At 61.9% G+C, this 21455-nt stretch carries 14 protein-coding genes and 1 pseudogene; 4 read left to right on the top strand and 11 right to left on the bottom strand.

The annotated features are described in order from the left end of the window. Nucleotides 1–632 precede the first annotated feature (632 nt). The 5 genes from HS101_10900 to mutM form a co-directional block, all read right to left on the bottom strand. The gene (locus HS101_10900) at nt 633–1052 is read right to left on the bottom strand and encodes a transposase (protein ID MBE7506778.1); all 420 of its coding nucleotides are present in this window, start codon (nt 1050–1052) and stop codon (nt 633–635) included. After that, nucleotides 962–1282 (bottom strand): transposase, encoded by a 321-nt coding sequence (locus HS101_10895; GenBank protein MBE7506777.1) that lies wholly within the window; start codon nt 1280–1282, stop codon nt 962–964. Before HS101_10895 ends, HS101_10900 begins: the two co-directional genes overlap by 91 nt. Before the next feature lie 215 nt (nt 1283–1497). Further along, nucleotides 1498–5097 (bottom strand): chromosome segregation protein SMC, encoded by a 3600-nt coding sequence (gene smc / locus HS101_10890; GenBank protein MBE7506776.1) that lies wholly within the window; start codon nt 5095–5097, stop codon nt 1498–1500. A 149-nt stretch (nt 5098–5246) separates the two neighbouring features. After that, a complete protein-coding gene (locus HS101_10885; GenBank protein ID MBE7506775.1) occupies nt 5247–6449 on the bottom strand; it encodes a hypothetical protein in 1203 nt (400 codons plus the stop codon). Beyond that, nucleotides 6446–7276 (bottom strand): bifunctional DNA-formamidopyrimidine glycosylase/DNA-(apurinic or apyrimidinic site) lyase, encoded by an 831-nt coding sequence (mutM, locus tag HS101_10880; protein ID MBE7506774.1) that lies wholly within the window; start codon nt 7274–7276, stop codon nt 6446–6448. Before mutM ends, HS101_10885 begins: the two co-directional genes overlap by 4 nt. Nucleotides 7277–7456: 180 nt before the next feature. Between mutM and fsa the strand changes: the two genes are divergently transcribed. Then, entirely contained in the window at nt 7457–8101 is a 645-nt protein-coding gene (fsa, locus tag HS101_10875; protein ID MBE7506773.1) for a fructose-6-phosphate aldolase, read from the top strand. A 21-nt stretch (nt 8102–8122) separates the two neighbouring features. Here fsa and HS101_10870 read toward each other — a convergent pair whose 3' ends face one another. Both HS101_10870 and HS101_10865 read right to left on the bottom strand, forming a co-directional pair. Continuing rightward, nucleotides 8123–9793, bottom strand: coding sequence for a glycosyltransferase family 39 protein (locus tag HS101_10870; protein MBE7506772.1), 1671 nt, complete (start codon nt 9791–9793; stop codon nt 8123–8125). Nucleotides 9794–9952: 159 nt separating this feature from the next. Then, nucleotides 9953–11257, bottom strand: a complete 1305-nt coding sequence (locus HS101_10865) for a thioredoxin family protein (GenBank protein ID MBE7506771.1) — start codon at nt 11255–11257, stop codon at nt 9953–9955. 384 nt (nt 11258–11641) lie between these two features. On the opposite strand from HS101_10865, the gene dnaK reads away from it, so the two are divergent. Further along, nucleotides 11642–13552 carry a molecular chaperone DnaK gene (gene dnaK, locus HS101_10860; protein ID MBE7506770.1) on the top strand — a complete coding sequence of 637 codons (1911 nt, stop codon included), beginning with the start codon at nt 11642–11644 and terminating at the stop codon, nt 13550–13552. Nucleotides 13553–14210: 658 nt separating this feature from the next. Here the strand turns inward: dnaK and HS101_10855 are convergent. Continuing rightward, nucleotides 14211–15523, bottom strand: a pseudogene (locus HS101_10855) (IS1380 family transposase). Nucleotides 15524–16166: 643 nt separating this feature from the next. Then, nucleotides 16167–16595 (bottom strand): IS200/IS605 family transposase, encoded by a 429-nt coding sequence (gene tnpA / locus HS101_10850; protein ID MBE7506769.1) that lies wholly within the window; start codon nt 16593–16595, stop codon nt 16167–16169. Between the two features lie 1172 nt (nt 16596–17767). On the opposite strand from tnpA, the gene HS101_10845 reads away from it, so the two are divergent. Continuing rightward, nucleotides 17768–18046 carry a helix-turn-helix transcriptional regulator gene (locus HS101_10845; protein MBE7506768.1) on the top strand — a complete coding sequence of 93 codons (279 nt, stop codon included), beginning with the start codon at nt 17768–17770 and terminating at the stop codon, nt 18044–18046. Between the two features lie 536 nt (nt 18047–18582). Further along, nucleotides 18583–19266 (top strand): hypothetical protein, encoded by a 684-nt coding sequence (locus HS101_10840; GenBank protein MBE7506767.1) that lies wholly within the window; start codon nt 18583–18585, stop codon nt 19264–19266. Nucleotides 19267–20007: 741 nt separating this feature from the next. On the opposite strand, the gene HS101_10835 is transcribed toward HS101_10840, so the two are convergent. Then, nucleotides 20008–20541: a phosphatidylglycerophosphatase A gene (locus tag HS101_10835; GenBank protein MBE7506766.1), complete on the bottom strand. Its 534-nt coding sequence runs from the start codon at nt 20539–20541 to the stop codon at nt 20008–20010. Then, nucleotides 20538–21425 (bottom strand): S-methyl-5'-thioadenosine phosphorylase, encoded by an 888-nt coding sequence (mtnP, locus tag HS101_10830; protein MBE7506765.1) that lies wholly within the window; start codon nt 21423–21425, stop codon nt 20538–20540. The genes HS101_10835 and mtnP overlap by 4 nt, the downstream gene beginning before the upstream one ends. Nucleotides 21426–21455 lie beyond the last annotated feature (30 nt).

Genomic DNA, 21455 nt, shown 5'->3' with positions numbered 1-21455 from the left:
CCGCCTCCCGCGCCGGCCGTCAATCCGCCGCCATCCCTCCGAAAACTCATCCCCTTCGGTTGTCTCGCGTTGACTCATTCTATCCAGCCCGACGGCCCCGGCGCGGACAGGGAGCAAGCTTTAGTATTTGAAGTCTAATCCACCCCCGCCCCGCGAGGTAGCGAGCGATGTCCATGGTCCCGGCAATCCCAACCCCAAACCTCACGCCCCGGGTCCGCGGAATTTCGACGTCTCGACGTTTCGATTTTTCGACGGTTCCACCCCAAAACCACCCAAAACCCGAACCGCCCCAACACGTGTCTGCCACAACACTTGCAAACGTCCCCCAGAACTTTTTTCGCCAATTGTCACCTACAGAATTACAGGACTTGCGCCCGTGCAGTGAGGCGGCTTGCCGTTTGGCGATGGCCCACCAGCGGCCCCAGCATCGCCCTGTGTCACCACTCTTGCAGCAATCTCTCAGCCCCTCATCGCCCCAGGCCGCAGGTCCCCCAAATTTCGACGTTTCGACTTTTCGACTTTTCGACGTTTCCACCAAAAATCACCCAAAACCCGAACCACCCCAACCCATGCCCGCCACAAGAGTTGCATACAAAAAAAATCGCGTGTGTCACTATATGTCACCTTCGGATTTACACGATTTGCGCGCGGGCAATGCCCTTGTCTTTATCCTCGACCCATCGGCGAGCCGGATGCTTCTTGTGTTTTTTCTCGTCGAGTTTCTCTTCGCCGATTCGGCGAATGTGCGGAGTGTATTTGTTCTGCCGGGTCGCCTCGTGGCCCGTCGGATTGTCGTAGCCTTTGTCCAAGCAAAGATGTTGCGGTTCGGCCTTGGTCGGACGAGGCCGCTTTACGATCACGGCTTTCAACGTTCGGTCCAGCAGTTTGGTGTCGTGAACGTTTGCGCCGGCCACGACGATCGACAACGGGCCGCCTTGCCGCTCTACCAGCAGGCTGCGTTTTACGCCGTTTTTCGCACGATCCGTCGGGTTCGGGCCGACATCATCCCCCCAAAACGCGCCTTGCCCATCGCCGCATCGGCCGCCTGCCATTCCCAATCGACATCGCCCAATTCGTCGCACATGCTGACGATTGCCGACCAGATGCGATCCATCAACCCCAATTTGACCCAACGTTGAAACGTGCGATGCACGCTGCTGTCGTCGGGAAAACAGTCCGGCAGCTGGTTCCACTGAACGGCAGTTCGCATGCGATAGATGATCGCATCGAACGCCCCGCGCGGATCGATGCGCGGACGCCCGGTGACAGGAGCCGGATCCATCTCGAAGATAATCGGTTGAATAATGTTCCAAAAAGCGTCCGGAACATGTCAGATCGTGGGAAGCGGTTCCATCGCCTTGCGCTTGCGGGCCATCCTTGGCTCCCCGGGTTATGCTCGCCAATCTATCTATCGGCATGACTCGGCCTTTTGAGATAGTTACTAAGGCACGAACATTGTTATGTGCAGTGAATAATTCTGTTCTTAGGAGAATCACGCTACGCAACCGCCGACTCGCCCTCGTCGAAGCGGACACTCACGCGCTTGGAGACGCCGGCTTCCTGCATGGTGACGCCGTAGAGGACGTCGGCGATGCCCATGGTGCGCTTGGAGTGGGTGATGACGATGAACTGCGAGAGCTCGGTGAACTCGCGGATGATGTTGTTGAAGCGGACGTTGTTCGCCTCGTCGAGCGCTGCGTCTACTTCGTCCAAAAGCACGAACGGCGACGGCCGGCTGCGGAAGACCGCCAGCACCAGCGCGATCGTGGTCATCGTGCGCTCACCGCCGGAGAGCTGACTGATGCCCTTGGGCTCCTTGCCCGGCGGCTTGGCGTTGATCTCGATGCCGCACTCGAGCACGTCGTTGGGGTCCATCAGGATGAGTTCGGCCTTGCCGCCGCCGAAGAGTCGCTTGAAGAGACTCTGGAAGTGGGGGACGACGGCGTTGAAGGTATCGATGAAGCGCTGCCGCGATTCGACGTTCAGCTTTTCGATCAGTTCGAGAAGCTGCGTCTCGCTGGTCTTCAGATCGTTGCACTGCGTGGTGAGAAACTCGAGCCGCTGCTCCAGCTCCGTCTGCTCGGTGATGGAGTCGAGGTTCACGTTGCCCAAGCGGTCGATCTTCTGCCGCAACTCTTCGATCTCCGCCTCGACCGCCGGCCAGTCCTCTTCCTGATCCGGCACGTAATCCGCGTACTGCGTTACGAGATCGACCGACAGCTCTTCCATCACCCGCGCGGCGAGGTCTTCCAGCCGCACGCGAAGCTCCTGAAGCTTGATCTGCCGCTCGTGAAGCTGGGCCTCGACCCGCTCCTGATCGCCGCGGAGACGTCGGGCATCGCTCGCCAGGCTCTCGACCTCGGAGCGAAGCGTGTCGCGATCCTCGCGAAGCGATCGGGCCTTCTCCGTCAGTTCCTTATGCTCGACGGTGAGCTGCTCCAGCGCCGACTTGGCATCGGCCATCTGCGCGTTCGACTGATCGATCCGCTCCTGGGCAAGCTGCACGTCGTGCTCGGCCTTGTCGCGATCCGTCTGAAGCTGAATACGGGCGGCCTGAAGTTCCGCGATGGCGGTTGAAGCGGCTGAGCGGCGCTGCGAAAGCTCGCCCGTTCGCACGCGTGCGCCGGTGATCGACTCGGCGATGGTCTGGCGCTGGGCGGCGAGCGATTCGATCTTCGCCTGCAGCTCCGCGACCATGCGCTCGCTCTCGGTGCTGCGCGTCTCAAGCTGGGAGAGGTCCTGCTTGCTGACCGACTCCCGCTCGCGCATTTCGGCGAGCCGGTTGACCAGGATGGAGACTTCAGACGCGATGAGCGGCCGCTCCTGGCTGAGCCGGCTGACCACGTCCTCGACCGCCGCCAGTTGTGCGCCGACTTCCACGCGCTGCGTGTTGGCGTCGGCGATGGCGTTGTGCAGCGTCTCGACCACTTCTTCAAGGTGGCCGGCTTCCGAGTCGCTGCGATTCAGATCGTCGGACAGCGTCACGATGCGCTGACCGACTTCCTCAAGCTGCTTGTCCAGTTCGCGCAGTTCGCTGCGGCGGCTGATCATGCCGGTGCCGGCGCCCATCGGGCCCAGGCCGACGCGCCCGTCAGAATCCCAGACCAGGCCGTCCATCGTCACGAAGCGCGCCACCGAGTCCAACGAAGCCATCCGCCGGGCATGCTCGATCGACTCAACGACATACGTCCGGCCAAGCAGGTGTCGGGCCAGTCGCTCGCAAGTCGGCGGATAGGTGATCCAGTCGACCAGTCGCGCAATGAAGCCCTCCTGATTCGACATGTCCGGCCCGCCGATCGGTGGGGGGACGGCATCGAGGCAAAACGCGCGAACCGGGCCCGACAACTCCGCCAGCGCATCGCGATCCGCAAGGATGGAATCGCGCTTGGCGACCACGAGATACTTTTCATAATTGCCCAGCACGGCCTCGATCAGTCCGGCATGGGAGACATCGGCGTCGAAGATTTCACCCACCGCGCCAAGGACATAGGAGAACGGCCCTTCGCGTTCGGCGGCACTGGCCTCCTCATCGCCGCGCGCCGCGTCTCGCTGCTGGAGAATCTCGCGCGCTCCGGCCATAAGGCCCTCGTGCTTGCGATCCATCTCGGCGAGAAGCTGCCGCCGGCTCTCCAGACCGCTGCGATACTCCTTGGCCGCCGCAAGCTGATCGAGCAGGGCCGAGCGATGATGGGCGACCTCGGCAAGGCTGCCGCGCGTCTCTTCGAGCTTCTTGGTCTGGTCCTCGATCAGGTCGAGCACCTGCTCGCGGCGGGCATTCATCTGCTGCTGTTTATCGAACGCCTCGGCAAGCTGGGTGGCGATGGCCTGATCGCGCTCGTCGAGCTTCGCCTTCTGCGTGGTCAGAGACTCGTGCTGGAGGTTGAGCCCCTGAATCTCATTGTTCAACCGGCTGGTCCGGCGAAGCAGTTCGATGATGCCGGCCTTCTCGTCGTCGAGACGCTGCTGAGTCTCAAGCAACGTGCCGGCAAGGCCTCGATCCTGATCCTGCATGGCGGAAAGCTCCGCCTGGACGGACTGAAGCTCCTGCTCGATCGAACTGACCACCCGCTGCTGCTCGGTGAGGCGCGATTCAAGCGCCGCGACCTGCCCATCGAATCCGGCGAGCCGCTCGCGCGAGCTGCCGAGCAAATCCGTCTGATCGGAGATGCGGCGATCGGCGGCGGCGATGCGCTCCTGCTGGCCGGTGATCTGCGACTGAACGGTCAGCAGCCGGCTCTCGGCCTGCGACGTCTCCTGCTCCAACTCGAGAATGCGCACATTCGCCTGACTCGATCGCGCCTCATTATTCGAAAGGTCGGTGCGGATGCGCGTGACTTCATCGGAAAGGCCGTCGGCCTCGCGCGAGTGGGCATCGGCATCCGAGCGATGGCGGTGGTATTCGGCCAGCGCGTATCGGCTGCGAAGCTCGCGGAGGCGCTGGTTGTAAGACTGGTAATTGCGAGCCTTGCCCGCGGCGAGCTTCACGCTGCGCAGGCGCTTCTCGATTTCCTCGACGATGTCCTGCACGCGTAGCAGGTTTTGATTGACGCGCTCAAGCCGCCTTTGGGCTTCCTTCTTGCGGACCTTGTACTTGCTGATGCCCGCGGCCTCTTCGAAGATCTGCCGCCGCTCGGTGGGGTTCGCCTGTAAGAGAACGTCCACCCGGCCCTGCTCGATCACGCTGTAGGCGTCGATGCCGATGCCGGTATCGAGAAACAGCTCCCGCACGTCCTTGAGCCGGCAGAGCTGCTTGTTGAGCAGATACTCGCTCTCCCCACTGCGATAGAGCCGCCGCGAGACCGTCACCTCGGCCTGATCCACCGGAAGCGTGCCGTCGGTATTGTCGAAAGTCAGATCAACCTGGGCCAGACCCGAGCTCTTGCGCGTGCCGGACCCGTTGAAAATGACGTCCAGCATCTGCTTGCCGCGGAGGCTCTTGGCCGATTGCTCGCCCAGAACCCACTTGATGGCGTCCACGACGTTCGACTTGCCGCAGCCGTTCGGGCCGACAATTCCGGTAATGCCGGAGCCGAACTCGAATTCGGTCTTGTCGGCGAAGGACTTAAAGCCGGTCGCGGTGAGTTTCTTGAGGAGCATATGTGCCCGGTGCCTCCGTGCGTCCCTGTTCGCCGCGGCATCCTGTCCGCGGTCCCCCGTATGGAAGCCCGTATTGTATCAGGGCTTAGGCTGGATTCCAGCGGATTGTAACCTCGAAATCCACCGAAGCGTCTTTCGACCGCCTCAGGTCACCGGCTGGGTTGCGAAGCCGGGAGGAGCTTGTCCTTCTCCAGAGCGCGAATGATGCCCTCTGCCGCGACGTGAGCCCCGTCGGCATTCCAGTGTGGATCGTCATCAAAGTGCAGCGGAAACTTCTCAGATTGCTCGAAATCCTTCAGTAGCGAATGCACCGGGAATGGCACGCGCGGACCCAGCGCCGCCAGCCATTTGAACGGCTCCAGACTATAGGGGCCGAGCCGCGTGTAGCTATTCCCCTCCCAATTATGCGGGCTCTCGCGGTCGCTGTACTGGAAGTGTCGCGGATACATGACCATCACAAAGGGAACCTTCAGCTCATCCTTACAGTACGCGGAGATTCGACGCAGGTTCTCCTCCGTCTCCACCATGTCGGGGAGAGATTTCTCCAGCGGCTGCTCCACGACGAAAAACCGCCTGGCCGGTAACAGCCGCTCCCGTGTCGATCGGGTCCGCCAGATGACATTGAGCCGGAAGTTCTCGTAAAGCTCGGTGATGACCCCGCGCAGTCCCAGCCGCGCAAAGAGGAACGCCGTCGGAGAGCGATCCCAGTATCCCACCTTTCCGAGCACCCAGATGTCGTCGTGAAAATCGGTGACGTCGAGGGCCAGCACGACCAAATCCGGCTTGTAGGTCGCGCCGATGTCGCGAAGCAGGCGATACGATGGGCCCGGCGAGGATGAGATCCACCCGAAGTTGACGCAGCGGGCTTGAATCGCGGGATTCTGCTGCCGGAGGATTTGTTCGATTTGTGCCGGCACGGTCTGGTCTGCTTTGAGCTTAGACCCGTACACGAAGGAGTCGCCGAGGACGATGATGTTGAAGGTGTCGGCCGAAAAGTCGTCCGCCTCGACCGGGCAGCGAATCCCGTCGCTGTTGATGCCCAGGGCCTTGTTGGGGAGGAGCCGGTGATCGGCGTCGGCGGTGAAGAACCGCGACATCTGCGACTTAAGGACGTATCGCCCGAAGTATTCGAATGCCCCGAATGAGATCAGCCCGCTGACGACCAGCGCGATGACGCGCGGATTGCGCCGATAGAGCGACTCATACGCGAGAAACGCGATCAGCCCGACGCACAGCGTGATCGAGACATATTGAAAGCTGACCGCCGCGACGATAAACGTCAGCAGCAGATACCGCATTCGATGAGGGCGCGGCTGCTTGATGGAGGTGGCCGCGGCGATCGCGTCGCTCATCGCGTCACCGGTTCCTTCTGACACGCCGGACAAAAATGCGTCGAGCGGCCGGCGATCTGGCTCCGGATGATTTTCGCGCCGCATGCTCGGCAGGCTTCTCCTTCACGACCGTACACTCGATGGCTGACCTGAAACCAGCCCGGCTCGCCATTTGCATTGCGATAATCGCGCAAAGACGAGCCGCCCGCCTTGATCGCCGCCTGTAGCGTCGAGCGGATGCTGCACGCCAGGCGATTGATCTGCTTCGGCGAAAGTGAATCGGCCGGCGTCAGCGGATGGATCGCCGCCTTGTGCAGGGCCTCGTCGCAGTAGATGTTGCCCAGCCCGCTGATCATGCGCTGGTCCATGAGAACGGCCTTGACCTGCCGTCGCCGCGACAGGATTTGCCGGAGGACAGGCACGCGAATCGTCAGTGCGTCCGGCCCGAGTTGCGGAAGTCCGTTGCCGTTCGAGTCGTCACTGCGCCCGCGGCACCAGACGCCGCCGAATCGCCGGGGATCGCGAAATCGCAGCTCGTCCATGCGTCCGATGAAGCGCACACGCAGATGAGTATGAGGTGCGAGAACATCGTCGATCGGTTCCACGGTCAACCTGCCGGTCATGCCGAGGTGCACGACGATTTCCGCGCCGCCGAAGAGTTGGATCACGATCCGTTTGCCGATCCGGCTGACGGACTCAATCTTCCCGCCGACCGCCTCGCGCGTCAGGATGCGATGGCCCGAGTGGACGATGTCCCTGCGGCCCAGCAGCACGCGGGCAATCGTCGCACCGGGCAGCCGTCCGGCAAGCTGTGTCACCACGGTTTGAACTTCCGGCAATTCGGGCATGGCTCGGGCTATCCTAGCACAGGACGCTCGGACCGGTCACTGCGCCACGCAAAGGCGAGGGGCGTGGTGGAGTCGAACCGCCTACGCTAGAATCACCCTGTGGTCCGGCAGGATTCCGCCGACAATGGTTCGCGCGGACATCACCCGCAAAAAGAGAATGCATCACGGAGGTAACAGGCGATGAAATTTTTCCTCGATACCGCGAATCTGGACGAGATCAAGGCCGGCGCCGCACTCGGCATGGTCGACGGCGTCACGACAAATCCCAGCCTCGTGGCCAAGGAGGGCAAGGACTTCAAAACTCTCGTCGGCCAGATTTGCGAGATCATCAGCGGGCCCGTCTCGGCGGAGGTCGTTTCCACCGAATGCGACGCCATGATCAAAGAGGCGCGCGAACTGACCAAGATCGCCCCCAACATTATCGTGAAGCTGCCGACGATCCCTGAAGGCGTGAAGGCCCTGAAGATCTGCACCGCCGAGGGCATCAAGACCAACCTGACCCTGATCTTTCAGCCGATTCAGGCGCTCATCGTCGCCAAGGGCGGCGCGACCTTCTGCTCGCCGTTTCTCGGCCGCCTCGATGACATCGGTCAGGACGGCATGGTGCTCATCGAGGAGATTCGCCAGATCTACGACAACTACGGCTTTGCAACCGAGATTCTCGCGGCCAGTCTGCGGCACCCGCTGCACGTCGCCCAGGCCGCCAAGGCCGGCGCCGACATCAGCACCATGCCGTACAGCGTCTTCGACAAACTGCTCAAGCATCCGCTGACCGACATTGGATTGGAGAAGTTCTTGTCGGACTGGAAGAAGTCAAAGGCCTAAGCCGCCGGCTGCATCACTCATCTACTCGCTGGTGGGCTTGTCTTCCGCCGCTTCCGCCGCCTGTCTCTCGCGCATCACGATCACTTCGTGATTCGCCGCGCCGCTTTTCCAGATTACCTCCAGTGAGTCTGAATCTCCGCTCGAAAGCTGCTCGAAGTAGGCGTCCTGCGCCGCTTTGTCGCCGTCGCGGCTTCGTCGGGCATCAACCACATAGTCCGGCATCGTCTCGCGGATGATCCCATCCAGGCGATCCAGAGATGGCTCGGTGCGACCGTCGTCCCCATGAATCCACGTCGTCTCCGGCCACGTTCGCCCCGCGTAGAACATGACCTGCTCAAGTCGATCGTGGGCATGGACCCGGTCGGCGCGTTTGGTGTTCGATCGCAGCCACCAGCCCGCGAGCTTGTAGGGCGCCTTGTCGGCGTTGATCTGCATCGTCGCGTAATAAACCAGCGGCACGAAGACGACGAGCGATGCCGAGAGCCAGAGGCTGCGAATCCGGCGTCGCGCCAGGATCGTCGGGTCCGCCTCTGTTTGACCGGCTCCTCGGGCCAGCGCGGCCGCGATCATCGTCACCAGCGCGCTCATGCCCGCCGCGGCCCACGGAATCGTCAGCGCCGCGGGAATCAGCAGATAGCGCGAGCTGATCTCGCCGTACGACTTCACCCGAAGCTGCACGGCGACGAGTTGCAGCGCGATGGCGACCACCACCAGTCGGGTACCGCGCGACTCCGGACGCGGCGCCGTCTTGAGAATCAAGGCAATCAGCGCCAGCGTCGAGAGGACGTATCGACCGCTCTTGCACCACTCCTCGACCATCCGCGCCGGGGCCATGTACCACGCGACCTGGTGCGCGAAGACCGCCGACTGCCGCAGAGTCGCCGCGCGTGTCGACGTCGTGGCGTCGATCTCCGGTCGCCCGGTCTCATGCGTGTCCCCCGTCGAGGATCGCACAGCCGCGGCCTCTCTGCCAAACATCAATTCATCGAGGCTCTTGTTCGGCATGACCCTGCCCGTGGCGATGGAGTGCGGCGCGGCGATGACTGCAAACGCCCCGGCCATGCACGCCACCCCCGCGACGCGCCGGGCCCATCGCTCCGTTGCACTGGGCCACAGCGCGCAGATCGCCATCGCGGTGACCAGCCCCAGCGCCTCCTGTCGCACGAGGTACGCCAGGCCGGCCACCGCTCCGCAGGCGGCAAAGCGCGGTAGCGACATCCGATCCATCGCCGACAGACCGATGACCATCGCCGCCAGAAATAGCGCCAGGTGCGGCATGTCCGAAAGCACATCCGCGCCCAGCATCGCCCCCTGCGGCCAGGCGCACGCCATCAGCCCGGCGACGAGTGCGATCCGCGTGTCACCAAACAACCGCCGCCCGAGGAAGTAGATCAACAAGCACGCCGCCGCCCCGCCGCAAATTGCGACAAACTGCCCGCACCCCTGCCAGATGATCGGGTGATCCTTGTAGAACGAATTGATCGTGATCCGGTTGACCGCCAGCATCAGCGCCGGATAGCCCGGCTGCTTGGTCGTGTCGCGCATGACCGCCAGCGGCTCGACGGCCAGTCTCTTCGCATAGGTGACGAATTGCACCCCGTCTCTGCTCAGACAGGCGAGATTGGCCGCGCCATTAACGTGAATCGCCAGCGCGGCAAGGAGAATCCACATCCACGCCGGAACGACGGGCACTGATGCGAAGAATCGATGACCCGCCGGCCGCAAGGGGCCGTTCGCGCTTGAGGATGGCGAAGTTCTCGTGTCGCCGGGCGGCATCCCGACATTGAAACGTCGACCGAAGAAAACGCCAGATGGGAATATTCAACGATCACGGAGCGACGATGGGCCGAATCACGTCGCTGGGATCATCGTCGCCAGTTTTCGAACCAGCCCGAGCTCGCCCGACTTCAGCGTCGCCTCGGCCAGGGCAACCATCTCCCGCGCCGCATCGTACGCTTTCACCGTAATGGCATGCTGAACCAGCGTCGTAAACGCCGTCGCCGACGGGTCGAACTGAATCACCCGCCGCCCCAGCTTCTGCGCTTCGTTATAACGACCGACCCCCAGCAGGGCTTCGTAATACTTGCCCGACTCAAACACCACCTGCTGCTTCAGATACATGGCGAGATTGTCGCGCGCCCGCTGGTTCATCGTGGAGCCGTACTTGCTCGACTGGTTGTACTGGGCGATCTTCGCCTCGACCCGCTGAAAAACATCGCCCGCAAGATTCACGATGTCGTCATAGCGCTTCTGCTGAACCAGCAGATCGAGCACGTCGGGAAACAGCATCCGCTGAATCGCCAGCCCGATCTCCCCGTGGGCGTTGAGCGACTCGTAAAGCGCCAGTTGTCGCTTGCTCTCGCCTAACACGCGGTTGATTGCCGCCGCCTCCAAAACGCGCGTGGTCACCTTGTGCAGCGCACCGCGATCCGGGCTGGAAGTCGCTGTGACGCTGGCCAGCATTTTCGCGGCCGTCTCTTCGATCTGATCGCGCCGTCGGGCCAGCGCCTCGGTGCAGGGCGAATAGCTCTTGCCCAGGCTCACGATCTCGTCGAGTACCGTCGTCAGCCGCATCCGTGAGAAGCCCGATCCCAGCTCCTCGCCATGATCAAAACACCACAGTAGCTCGTCGAGCGCCTCCTTTTGCTTGCCTGACGAAGCAAGCTCGCGAGCCAGTTTGATCTTGTCCAGACCCTTCGCCATGCCGTTGTCCGACGGCTTGACAGCGGGCTCCTCCGTCGGCGCGGGCTTCGCATTTTTACCTGTGATGGCCTTGGCGGCGTTGGTCAGAAATGTCTGCGGCTGTTGAAACCCGACCGTCCGCCCCAGCTCGCTCCCGTCAGGACGAATAAACACCATCGTCGGATACGACCGAATCTTGTACCGCGCCGCCAGGGGCCGATTCTTGTCCGCATCGATCTTCAGCGGAATCGTCCGCTCGCTCAGCCAGTTCTTCACCGCCTGGTCGGGCCACGTATGCCGGTCGAGCAGTTTGCACGGGCCGCACCACGTCGTATAGAAATCCACCATCAGGACCTTGCCCTTCTCCCGGGCAACCTTGCACGCATCTTCAAAACTCCCGTCATAAAACGGCGCCTCCGCCGAAGCGACCGAGGCCGATGCAAGCAGGATGACACAACTTAGAAAACGTCTCATGACCAGGGCTCCATCCAGGGCGGCTCGCCCGCCGACGAAAAGGGCGATCGGGCAAGCGATTTGGGGCATTCTCGAACGGTCTCATTCTATCGGTAAAAGGCCCGCCACCGGCAGGCGTTTCAACACCCGAAAGACACTTCCGCCGCTCCTGCCGAACCTGCCACGGGCCATACCGGCATGTCAGACTGGCAGATGGCGGACACCCTGTCGCTTCCGCACCCTTTCGAGAAATCTATAATCTGCTTGGAGACATAGGTTTATGTTTCTCCTCCGTCGCCCGCGTCCGTGGCATTCCGCTTGCAATCAGGTTTAGTGACGCGCCGCCTCCGCGATCAGAAAACCTCGAAGACGGCAGCCCCAAAAAACAACACAGGAGCACCCGCTATGTCAAAGATCATCGGAATCGACCTCGGCACCACCAACTCGGTCGTCGCCGTCATGGAAGGGGGACAGCCCAAGGTTCTCACCAACTCTCTCGGCGCACGCACGACGCCCTCGGTCGTCGGCTTCACCGACAAGGGCGAGCGCCTCGTCGGGCAGATCGCCAAGCATCAGCAGGTGACCAACCCCGTCAACACCGTCTTCTCCATCAAGCGCTTCATGGGCCGGCGCCACAACGAAGTCGGCTCCGAGGAGAAGCTCGTGCCCTACACCGTCACCGGCGGATCGGAAGAGCTGGTCAAGGTCAAGATTCGCGACAAGGAATACACCCCGCCGGAAATCTCCGCCATGATCCTTCAGGACCTCAAGAAGACCGCGGAGGATTATCTCGGCGAGAAGGTCACCGCGGCGGTCATCACCGTCCCCGCGTACTTCGGTGATGCCCAGCGCAAGGCCACCCAGGAAGCAGGCATCATCGCCGGCTTCGACGTCAAGCGCGTCCTGCCCGAGCCGACCGCGGCGGCGCTCGCCTACGGCATGGACAAGAACAAGGGCGGCAAGCTCGCCGTCTTCGATCTCGGCGGCGGCACGTTTGATATTTCCATCCTCGACGTCGGCGAAGGCGTCTTTGAGACCCTCGCCATCAACGGCGACACCCATCTCGGCGGCGATGACTACGACCAGATTCTCATCGACCACGTCGCCGAGGAGTTCCGCAAGCAGTACGGCGTCGATCTCCGCAAGGACGCGATGGCCCATCAGCGCCTCAAGGAGGCCTGCGAAAAGGCCAAGTGCGAGCTGTCCGGCAACATGGAATCGACCATCAACCTGCCGTTCATCACCGCCGACGCCAGCGGCCCCAAGCACCTGAACATGACCCTCACCCGCTCGAAGTTCGAGCAGCTCACTGAGCCGCTCACCGAGCGCTGCCGTCGGCCGGTCCTCAAGGCGATGGAAGATGCCAAGCTCAGCCCCAAGGACATCACCGAGGTCATCCTCGTCGGCGGCAGCACCCGCATGCCCGCCGTCCAGAAGCTCTGCAAGGAGATCTTCGGCAAGGAGCCGAACCGCAGCATCAACCCGGACGAGGCCGTCGGCGTCGGCGCCGCCATTCAGGCCGGCATCATCGGCGGAGACGTCAAGGACATCCTCGTCCTCGATGTCACCCCTCTGTCACTCGGCGTCGAGACCCTCGGCGGCGTCCTGACCGTCATGATCCCGCGCAATACGACCATCCCTACCAGCAAGAAGGAGGTCTATTCCACCGCCGCGGATAACCAGGGCGAAGTGACCATCCACGTCCTCCAGGGCGAGCGCCAGATGGCGGGCGACAACCGCACCCTCGGCAAGTTCAACCTCGCCGGCATTCCACCGGCCCCGCGCGGCGTGCCCCAGGTCGAGGTCACCTTTGATATCGACGCCAACGGCATCCTGCACGTATCCGCCAAGGACCTCGGCACTGGTAAGGAGCAGAAGATCCGCATCGAGGGTTCGTCGGGCCTGTCCGAGGCCGAAGTCGAGCGGATGCGCAAGGAGGCCGAGAGCCACGCCGAGGACGACAAGAAGAAGCGAGAGCTCATCGACGCCCGCAACCAGGCCGATCAGGTCGCCTACCAGACCGAAAAGACCCTCAAGGAGCACGGCGACAAGGTCCCGGCAGCCGAGCGCAGCAAGGTCGAAGGCGCGGTCAGCAACCTCAAGGAGGTCATCAAGAACGACGACGCCGGCGCGATCAAGCGCGCAATAGAAAACGTCATGTCCGCGTCGCAGGAACTCGGCAAGATCATCTACGAGGAAGCGGCCAAGGCCTCCGCAGCGGCAGGAGGCGCCGCCCCCAGCGGCGAAGGCGCCGCCCCCGGCAGCGCGAAGAAGGACGACGACGTGATTGATGCGGAGTTCGAGGTGAAGAAGTAAGACCCAGTTGCTAGGGCGCAGTTGTTGAGAATTGAGGACTATCTCTGGGTTGAGACGGACGATAGCTGTGCTCTATGCGGTTCGCGGGAAGCCCGCGCGCTCACGATTCACCATATCGATGGGAATCACACTAACAACACGTATGACAATCGAATCGTGTTGTGCCACAATTGTCACCAGAGGTTCCACGCTAAGGATGGTGACATTACTGAGGGTCAAATCCGGGACCGCAAGAGGCACCTTATTGTCAAGACTCTGACGCATTACGGAGTGAACGCACTGAAACTTGCCTGCCGCAGACGGCATGTAGTTGGAGCGCCCTTCCTGTTAGACCACCTTGTTGATTTAGGTCTTTTGGAGCGTGGTAGAGATATCATGTCGCACACCGACGATGGGAAGGACTCTGTGGTGTCAGTTTGCCAGTATCTTCCAACGACAGATGGTGTTCGAATTGTCGAAGAGTGGTTTTAGTGCATGTACTCTTAGGCCGTTTCAACGGCCTTCCCCGCAGGGCTACTAGCCCGCATATTTCATCAGTGATCTTCGAATGGTGATGGACGGAGTTTTTCGGCTTTGTGCGTGAGCGGAGGGATGAAGGTGGAGGTTGGAGCGCGCAGGGCCCCCTTACCCCCAAGCGGTGATCAGGTTGTTTTTCGGGTCATGATGGGGCGGGCGGGATCAGGCGGAGTCGTGGAACCAGGGATCGCCACAGGTCCTGCAGGGGGCAGCTGCTCGACAGTCGCAGTACGACGCGGCGCACGGAGACGACCACCCGCGCGGCGACCTTGAAGAGTTTCAGGCGAATGGTGTTCACCTGGGCCTCGGCCAGTTCGGTGCCGGCCAGGGCCGTGCGGCGCAGCGTTTCCACCAGGACGTAGGCCGCCGAGGACAACAGCAGCCGGAACTGATTGGCCAGGAAGGCGTGGCAACTGGTGCGATCGGCGAAGAGCCCGAGCTGCTGCTCCTGATGCGGTTCTCCATGTCGCCGCGGGCCGTGTACAGACCGTCGTAGATATCGTTCGGCGTGCGGTCGGTCAGGTTGGTCACCACAGATCGAACGTTGGGCCCCTGAACCAGCCGCTCGGCCTTGACGATCACGCGCGCGGGCGATCCCAGGTCTGCGCCGCGTACTCGATCTCGTGGAAGTTCCGCACCTTCTGCTGCGTGGTGGCGAACTGGGCCTCGGCCGCCTGCATGAAGGACTCGGCCGCTTTCTCCAGGACGGTGTTGCGGGCCAGGCCCAGCACGTACTTGACGCCGTGCCGGTCGCACCATTTCATCATTCGCCGGCGGCAGAAGCCGGAATCCCGCGGACGATGATCCGCACCCCGGGCCACGCCTGTCGCAAGCGCGCACCAGCAGCTTCAGGATGGGCCAGGCGTGATGGGCCCGTCGATGTTGCTGGGCCGCAGGTAGGAGACCAGCAGCCGCGAGCCGCAGAACACATACAGCGGTAGGAAGCAGTGGTGGTCGTAATAGCCGTGGAAGAAGCGGCCTTCCTGGTTGCCGTGGATCGGATCGTCGGTCGCGTCGAAGTCGAGGATCAATTCCTCCGGCGGCGATTCATAGGACGCGATGAACTGCTCCACCAGCACACGCGACATTCGTGCCAGGTCGCCGCGCGTGACGCGGTTCTCCAGCCGGCACAAGGTCGGACTGCTGGCCAGCGGCTCATCCGCGCTCGGCGGCCGCCGGTCAGGACCGCCAGCACGGGATCGCTCCGCAGGGCTTGATGGTCGTTGAGATCTTCGTAGCCCATCGCAATGGCAAAGATGCGGCGGCCAGCATGACCCGCTGGTCATGTTGAATTCAGGCCGGATCACGCGGGTCGTTGATGACCCCGGCCAGTTGATCGACCAGGCCCAGACGCCGCTCGACCTCCCGAAGCAGCAGACCCCCGGCGTCTGAGGTGAGCGTTCCGCCTGTGAAATCGGCCACGATTTTCTTGCGGCCGAGACTGGAAAAGAACATCGGTTTGCTGTTACAGTCTGTCACGAAAAAGCCTCCCTGCCTATGGACCGGAATGTTCTTACGAAACCCCAGTCTACAGGGCTTCGAGGCTTTTTCTATTCCTATTCAACGCCGACCTGATGAAATATTCGGGCTAGGCCAGGGCTTTAGCCCTGGTCAACAAAGCCGCCCGACCCTCGCCCTATTTCACCCCAGGCGCTACGCGGCCGGGGTGGGGGTGAGTGCAACAAGCGCGGCACCCGTCGCCCAGCCCTAAAGGGCTGGTCTAGTAGCCCTTCGGGAAAGCCCCGTGAACGGGGCTGAAAACACAGACCCATGCCCTTCGGGAAAACTCCGCGAACGGGGAAGAGAACACGGTGGTAAACGGGCGTATTTCCAAATTAATCGTGCCCAGGCCGTTTCATCGGGCTAAAGCGGCTTGCGCATCTGCGTAGCGTCCGGCGCCTCTGCCGGACGTGAATCGCAAGGAACATTTCCTGTTATACAATGCTGCATCAACGCGCAATCTGCCATAGGCCGTTTCAACGGTCTATTCAAACCGACGACCACCAAATCTCCACCACTCCACCACTCCGTAAATCCGCCACCCCGCGAATCCGCCATTCCACCACGCTCCGCCGAATCGGTTTTCGCAACGCACCCCTCACCCGTTGAACCGATCGATTCTCTCCAGCCGCTCCTGTGTCGTCCCCCGCGCGTGGTGCTCCTTCTGATTGCGAATGTACGCCGCCACCCACGGCAAATCCTTCGTGCCGAAACTGACCACGCCGTAGCCCGCCTGCCACGCCAGCAGCTTCCGATTGGCAATCTCGCTGTTGATGTAGTGAGCGCTGGCCCCCTTGAGTTCCCCGATCCACTCGCTGATCAGCAGCGACGACGGCACGCTCACCGCGATGTGAACATGATCCTCGACGCCGCCGACCTCGTGAACGATCACCTCCGGCGTCTGCAACATGCGATGCCGCAGGTAGTGGTGCGCCCGGTTCTCAATCTGATCGGCTAGCACGCGCAGGCTCTCCTTAGTGTGCCAGGTGATATGCAGATTAATCTCGCTATAGACGTTACGCGGCAGGGCCGGACCCTCTCAAAAGATAAGCGTTACGACTTCTGGACGCCGAACGACGTAGATGCGCCGGCAATATACCTACCGAACAAAGCGACAACAACGAAGCCATGAGCGCTCCGCATCACCGTCATAGCCTTCAGGCCGTTTCAACGGCCTTCCCCGCAGGATTTCCAGGCCGGTGCCTTCGCCCGGGTCAAAAAGGCACAGATTTAGACTCTCATTGTTTATTCCCAGGTGTATATTGATAGGGGGCGTTCAGGGCCGTTCAAAAGGAGGTTCAACGTCACCGGGCCGGCAATCAAGCGAAGTTCAACTTAATGCCCCGCTGGGCCGAACAAAGCGACACAACCAGCACCGGTGGGCGGCTTACCTGCGGCATCGGGCGCCGTGCTGACAACATCGCCACGCGGCCCATTCTCCACTGCCTATCGAGATCGATAGGTTGTGCCCCGCCGACTTTTTGTTGAAGATTGCACCAGCGACTTGCAATTGTGGTTTGGCGTCGCTTCCGTCCGCGAAAACGCCAAATGGGTCAACTACGAATTTGCAGCAAGGGAGGCTCTCTAGCGGGCACGCGCGCGTGCCGATTTTCGAACCAGTCTTTTCCGTCGGGCGACACCCACAAAATAAGCTCGGTGAACAAGCCCGAATCGCCGGTGAGAATGCATCCAGAGAGGAAGGGCCAGGGGACCGAGGGGTCGAGTGATGCTGCGCGTGCTTGCCATGACGCCATGCAGGCGTGATTCATGGCAACCGCGCCAAACCGGTGCAAGCAACGCCGGCCCGCTCTGCCGGAAGTTCATCGTTTTTTCGGTGCGTACGCGCAGTCTTCGTGCCTGCGCTGCAAAGGATAGGACGCTCGGCGGTCGTACCTTGTAACTATAAGACCGACGTGCGCCAGTGAATCCGATTTTCTCCTTTCTCGGCCTTGGGAGGTTCGCCGCGGCAGTCTGACTGCCGCGGCGCTTCCCGGGGAATGGTGAGGACGGCAGGAACAATTCGACAACGGCGAGTTGATCCTGATCGATCCAGCGAGGGAGGACAACGTCGGAATTCGTTCAGTTGACCGGCCATGACGCCGGTCAGCGCATACAGTTGAAACCTGTCATGGCCGGGTGACACGGATGAATGAAGGTCTTAGGACAAACGGTCCTCAATTGCCGAAGGGGTTGCCTCCGATGGGCGACTTCGGATGGCTCCATGATGGCGCCCGGCTGCCGCCAGGCGCACAGCCGGCGATTTGCAGCTTCGCCGCCAGCTTTGACCTCACGCCGCGCGAGATCCAAATCGTAACCCTTATCTGCTGCGGCCTGAAAAATGAAACGATCGCCCGCACTCTAAAGCTTGCCATATCTACCGTCCGGTTCCACCTGCGTAACCTCCACCGCAAGACGGGCACGAGCGATAAGCTGGATGTGGTCCTTCACATCTGGAAGCACGCGATCGCGTGCAAATAACGCTGTTCGGTCACGGTAAAGCGACTGTTCCACCGGTGACAAGAGCGATCGCCGATATTGCCGCGAATTATTGGTCGTATCTAAATTGAATTCGCCCATTGGATTTTTCAGGCTCGTTGCCGGTGCCGCCTTTCTGACACAATTGTTAGCTGTCTAAAGAGAGGGCGATTCGCCTCCAGCAGCCTGCAGTGGTCGTTTTGACGCCGATATACAAGCTCGATAGCGCGGATCGATGGCTATCTATATGGATTGGTAGGGCGCTTCGAACGAAGAGATTGATCGTCACAATTGGTAGCGAACATTCCGATTTTCGGCAGTACTAGCACTATAGTCAGCTAGTAACGCGGTAGTCGAACTCGTAGTATGAATTGAAATGCCATGGGGAGAGACGTGCGCGTCGCACGAATCGCTGCGGCGGGGATCACCTTAAGGAGGGGAGATCACTCATGTATCTAAGGGCCAATCCGTGTTGCCTTGTATCGGGGCGACATTCGTCGCCGTCCATTTTTTCAAAGCCGTTGTCCTTCCACGATTCGATGGCGGCGAGAGCAATCAGTCGTTGTGCGCTCGGGCGCGTCGGCGCCGTTCGGTGCTCGGCGATTGCGCTTGCGCTCGTGCTCTCGTTTTCCGTGACGGCCGGCGCCGCGCCTTTGGGCGTTGGTGGACTGCTGTTCCCGGCGCCGGCGGAGCCGGACCCGACGGGCGGAGTGTTGGTGGCCGGCGGTGTTCCCGTGCCCTTCGCCAGCATTAACTACAGCGGAACGCTGACGTCATCCGTGATCGCCGGCGATCCGTCCAATCCATTCGGCGGCCTCACCTTCACGTACCTGCTGGCCTCCGATGCCATCAGCGTCAACATGATCTCCCGCCTGACTGTCAACGGGTATCAGGGCTTCCTGACCGATGCGAGTTACCAGGCGCCGCCGGGAGGGGTTATGCCGGCGTATGTCGACCGGCTGACCGCCGACGTGGTGGGTTTCAGTTTCATTTCCTTCCCGATTGGGTCCGGCCTTATTTCGCCCGGCTCGAACAGCGCCCTGCTGGTCGTGCAGACGGACGCCCCCGCATTCACGACGTCCTTCGCATCGGTCATCGACGGCACGGTGGTCTCACCTCCGACCTATGGGCCTATTCCCGAACCGGCTACGGCCGTGTTACTTCTGTCGCTGCTTGTTTATCAGGTAAAGATGGGTCGTCGGCCGCGCCGCACCCGTTCGTGAATAGATGATGAGTGAACTCTCGGGCGAGAGGAGCAATCGGGTGGTTTTGTCCCGACAAGACGCGGTGACTCACCCAGGGTTTTCTTCCGCGTAGCGCGACTCGCTATTCGCAAAACCCCAACCCCCGACACACTGAGCCCCCGGTGTCATTGACCGGGGGCTTTTATTTCGCCGATCAACACCGCCCCCTCCCCCAAAATCCGCGCGAGCGCTGATCAAGTATCTCCTTTGCTATGCGAAGACCTACACCCATCCCGCGCTGGGCCCCGAAGCGGCTTGCCGGCTTGCCTATGGGGCGTAGCAAAGTGGGTTGGCGACGGTCAACCAGCCGCCCACGCTTCGCCTTGTGTCGCCGCCTTTGCATTCACGCAGGACGGCCTCTGGCGCCTCTGTGTCACCTTCAATATTGCTCGCCCGCCGGCCCCCCAATCCGAGCCGCGCGCGTCAGCAAGCGGTACCAGAAAATCCGGACCCCCAATCAAATTCAACACCCATCGCCGACGCAATCAGTACCGCCGCCTCTGCATTTTTCCGGACCCTCTCGAATGCCCCGCGCAACCCCGCCGCCGCTCAAAATTTCGACGTTTCGACGTTTCGACTTTTCGACGTTTCCTCCCAAAACCTCCCAAAACGCGAACCGCCCCAACCCGCGCCCGCCACAAGCGTTACCACAATCCGCAAGAGGCTTGTGTCACCTTATGTCACCTTGGATGTGCCGCGAAAACCCGCTCAGAAAGGGCCCTACGAGCCGAGCCCCACCAGCCAGCCCGGTGCGAATCGGACCGCCGCGTGCAGGATCGCCAGCGTGTACAAACCCGCGACGATGTCGTCGAGCACCACGCCCCATCCGCCGGGCAGCCTGCGCTCGATCAGGTTCGCCGGCCAGATTTTGGCGATGTCGATGGCCCGCTCGAGGAAAAACGCCGCCGCGACAAGCTGCCAGGTGCATGGCACGGCGATCATCGCTACCAGAAAACCGGGAATCTCGTCGATGACGTTCTTCTTGCTGTCCTTTTCGTTGAGGATGCGGTCGGTGCGATCCGCGACATATATGCTCACGGCGGTGAACGCGACCGTGAAGCCGATGTACGCCCCGACGCCGATCTTGAGCCACAGCGCCAGCAGCAGATACAGCGGCACGCCGACGACGGCCACCGCCACCGTGCCCGACGCGAAGGGGACGAACCCAACATACGAAAGCGAGCCGACGAACAAAAGAACATGCTGCGCGGTCGTGCGCGCGGTGGCGGTGGTTTCAGGCGGCGATGGTGTCATGAGAAGTACTTCGCCGCGATCGGTCCGAGTCGCCGCCGGGTCTCGGCCGTTATGGCCTCGTGCTTCGTCCAGACCGCCATCGCCAAAGCGCTCTGGCAGGTGCAGGCCGCGGGAGTTTGATCGACGAATCGCCGAAGCGCGGCGCGAATGAGATGTACCGAGTTCGCCGTGGCGACCTCGACGTTATGGATGATCTCCTTGAGCAGGGCGGTTCGGTCGGCCCCCGGGTCGTGAGGACGCCAGCAGTCGTAATCGGTCGGCAGCGCCACCAGGGCGTAGCACATCTCCGCCTCCCGGGCGAGCTTCGCCTCCGGCATGCAGGTCATGCCGATCAGGTCGCCGCCCCACGAGCGGTGCATCCGGCTCTCGGCCACCGTCGAAAACGCCGGCCCCTCCATGCACACATAAGTCCCCCCGTCGTGCAACGTCGTTTGCACCTGCCCCCCGCTGTCCAAGAGAATTCGCCGCATCGCCGGACAAAACGGCTCCGCGAACTCAACATGCGCCGCAATCCCCGGCTCGTCGAAAAAGCTGGAGCTTCGCCGATACGTCCGGTCGATGACCTGGTCCGCGATGACCAGATCGCGCGGGCGAATCTCCTCGCGCAGACTTCCGGTCGCCCCACTGGCGATGATCCGCGTGACGCCCACCGACTTCAGCGCATAGATATTGGAACGATAAGGCACCGCCGATGGCCCGAAGGTGTGGCTCGGACCGTGCCGCGGAAGGAAGGCGATCTCAACACCCTCCCACTTCCCCCGCGTGATCGGAGCGCTCGGCGGACCGAACGGGGTCTCCACCGTCACCGCCGCGCCCCGAATCTCGCCCGCCAGGGCATGACCCAGGCCCGTGCCGCCGATGAGCCCGATGATCTCCGTCGCCATGCGCCGTGTCCTTTCCCGCGGGTGCGCCAT

Source organism: Planctomycetia bacterium (assembly GCA_015075745.1).
Classification (GTDB): domain Bacteria; phylum Planctomycetota; class Phycisphaerae; order UBA1845; family UTPLA1; genus UTPLA1.
Note: the sequence above shows the minus strand (reverse complement) of the source record. Positions and strands in the feature narration are given on the sequence as shown.

Coding starts and splice junctions, on each gene's coding strand:
- HS101_10900 (MBE7506778.1), bottom strand. CDS start 1,052: ATGGCAGGCGGCCGATGCGGCGATGGGCAAGGCGCGTTTTGGGGGGAT.
- HS101_10895 (MBE7506777.1), bottom strand. CDS start 1,282: ATGGATCCGGCTCCTGTCACCGGGCGTCCGCGCATCGATCCGCGCGGG.
- smc (MBE7506776.1), bottom strand. CDS start 5,097: ATGCTCCTCAAGAAACTCACCGCGACCGGCTTTAAGTCCTTCGCCGAC.
- HS101_10885 (MBE7506775.1), bottom strand. CDS start 6,449: ATGAGCGACGCGATCGCCGCGGCCACCTCCATCAAGCAGCCGCGCCCT.
- mutM (MBE7506774.1), bottom strand. CDS start 7,276: ATGCCCGAATTGCCGGAAGTTCAAACCGTGGTGACACAGCTTGCCGGA.
- fsa (MBE7506773.1), top strand. CDS start 7,457: ATGAAATTTTTCCTCGATACCGCGAATCTGGACGAGATCAAGGCCGGC.
- HS101_10865 (MBE7506771.1), bottom strand. CDS start 11,257: ATGAGACGTTTTCTAAGTTGTGTCATCCTGCTTGCATCGGCCTCGGTC.
- dnaK (MBE7506770.1), top strand. CDS start 11,642: ATGTCAAAGATCATCGGAATCGACCTCGGCACCACCAACTCGGTCGTC.
- HS101_10845 (MBE7506768.1), top strand. CDS start 17,768: ATGGGCGACTTCGGATGGCTCCATGATGGCGCCCGGCTGCCGCCAGGC.
- HS101_10840 (MBE7506767.1), top strand. CDS start 18,583: ATGGCGGCGAGAGCAATCAGTCGTTGTGCGCTCGGGCGCGTCGGCGCC.
- HS101_10835 (MBE7506766.1), bottom strand. CDS start 20,541: ATGACACCATCGCCGCCTGAAACCACCGCCACCGCGCGCACGACCGCG.
- mtnP (MBE7506765.1), bottom strand. CDS start 21,425: ATGGCGACGGAGATCATCGGGCTCATCGGCGGCACGGGCCTGGGTCAT.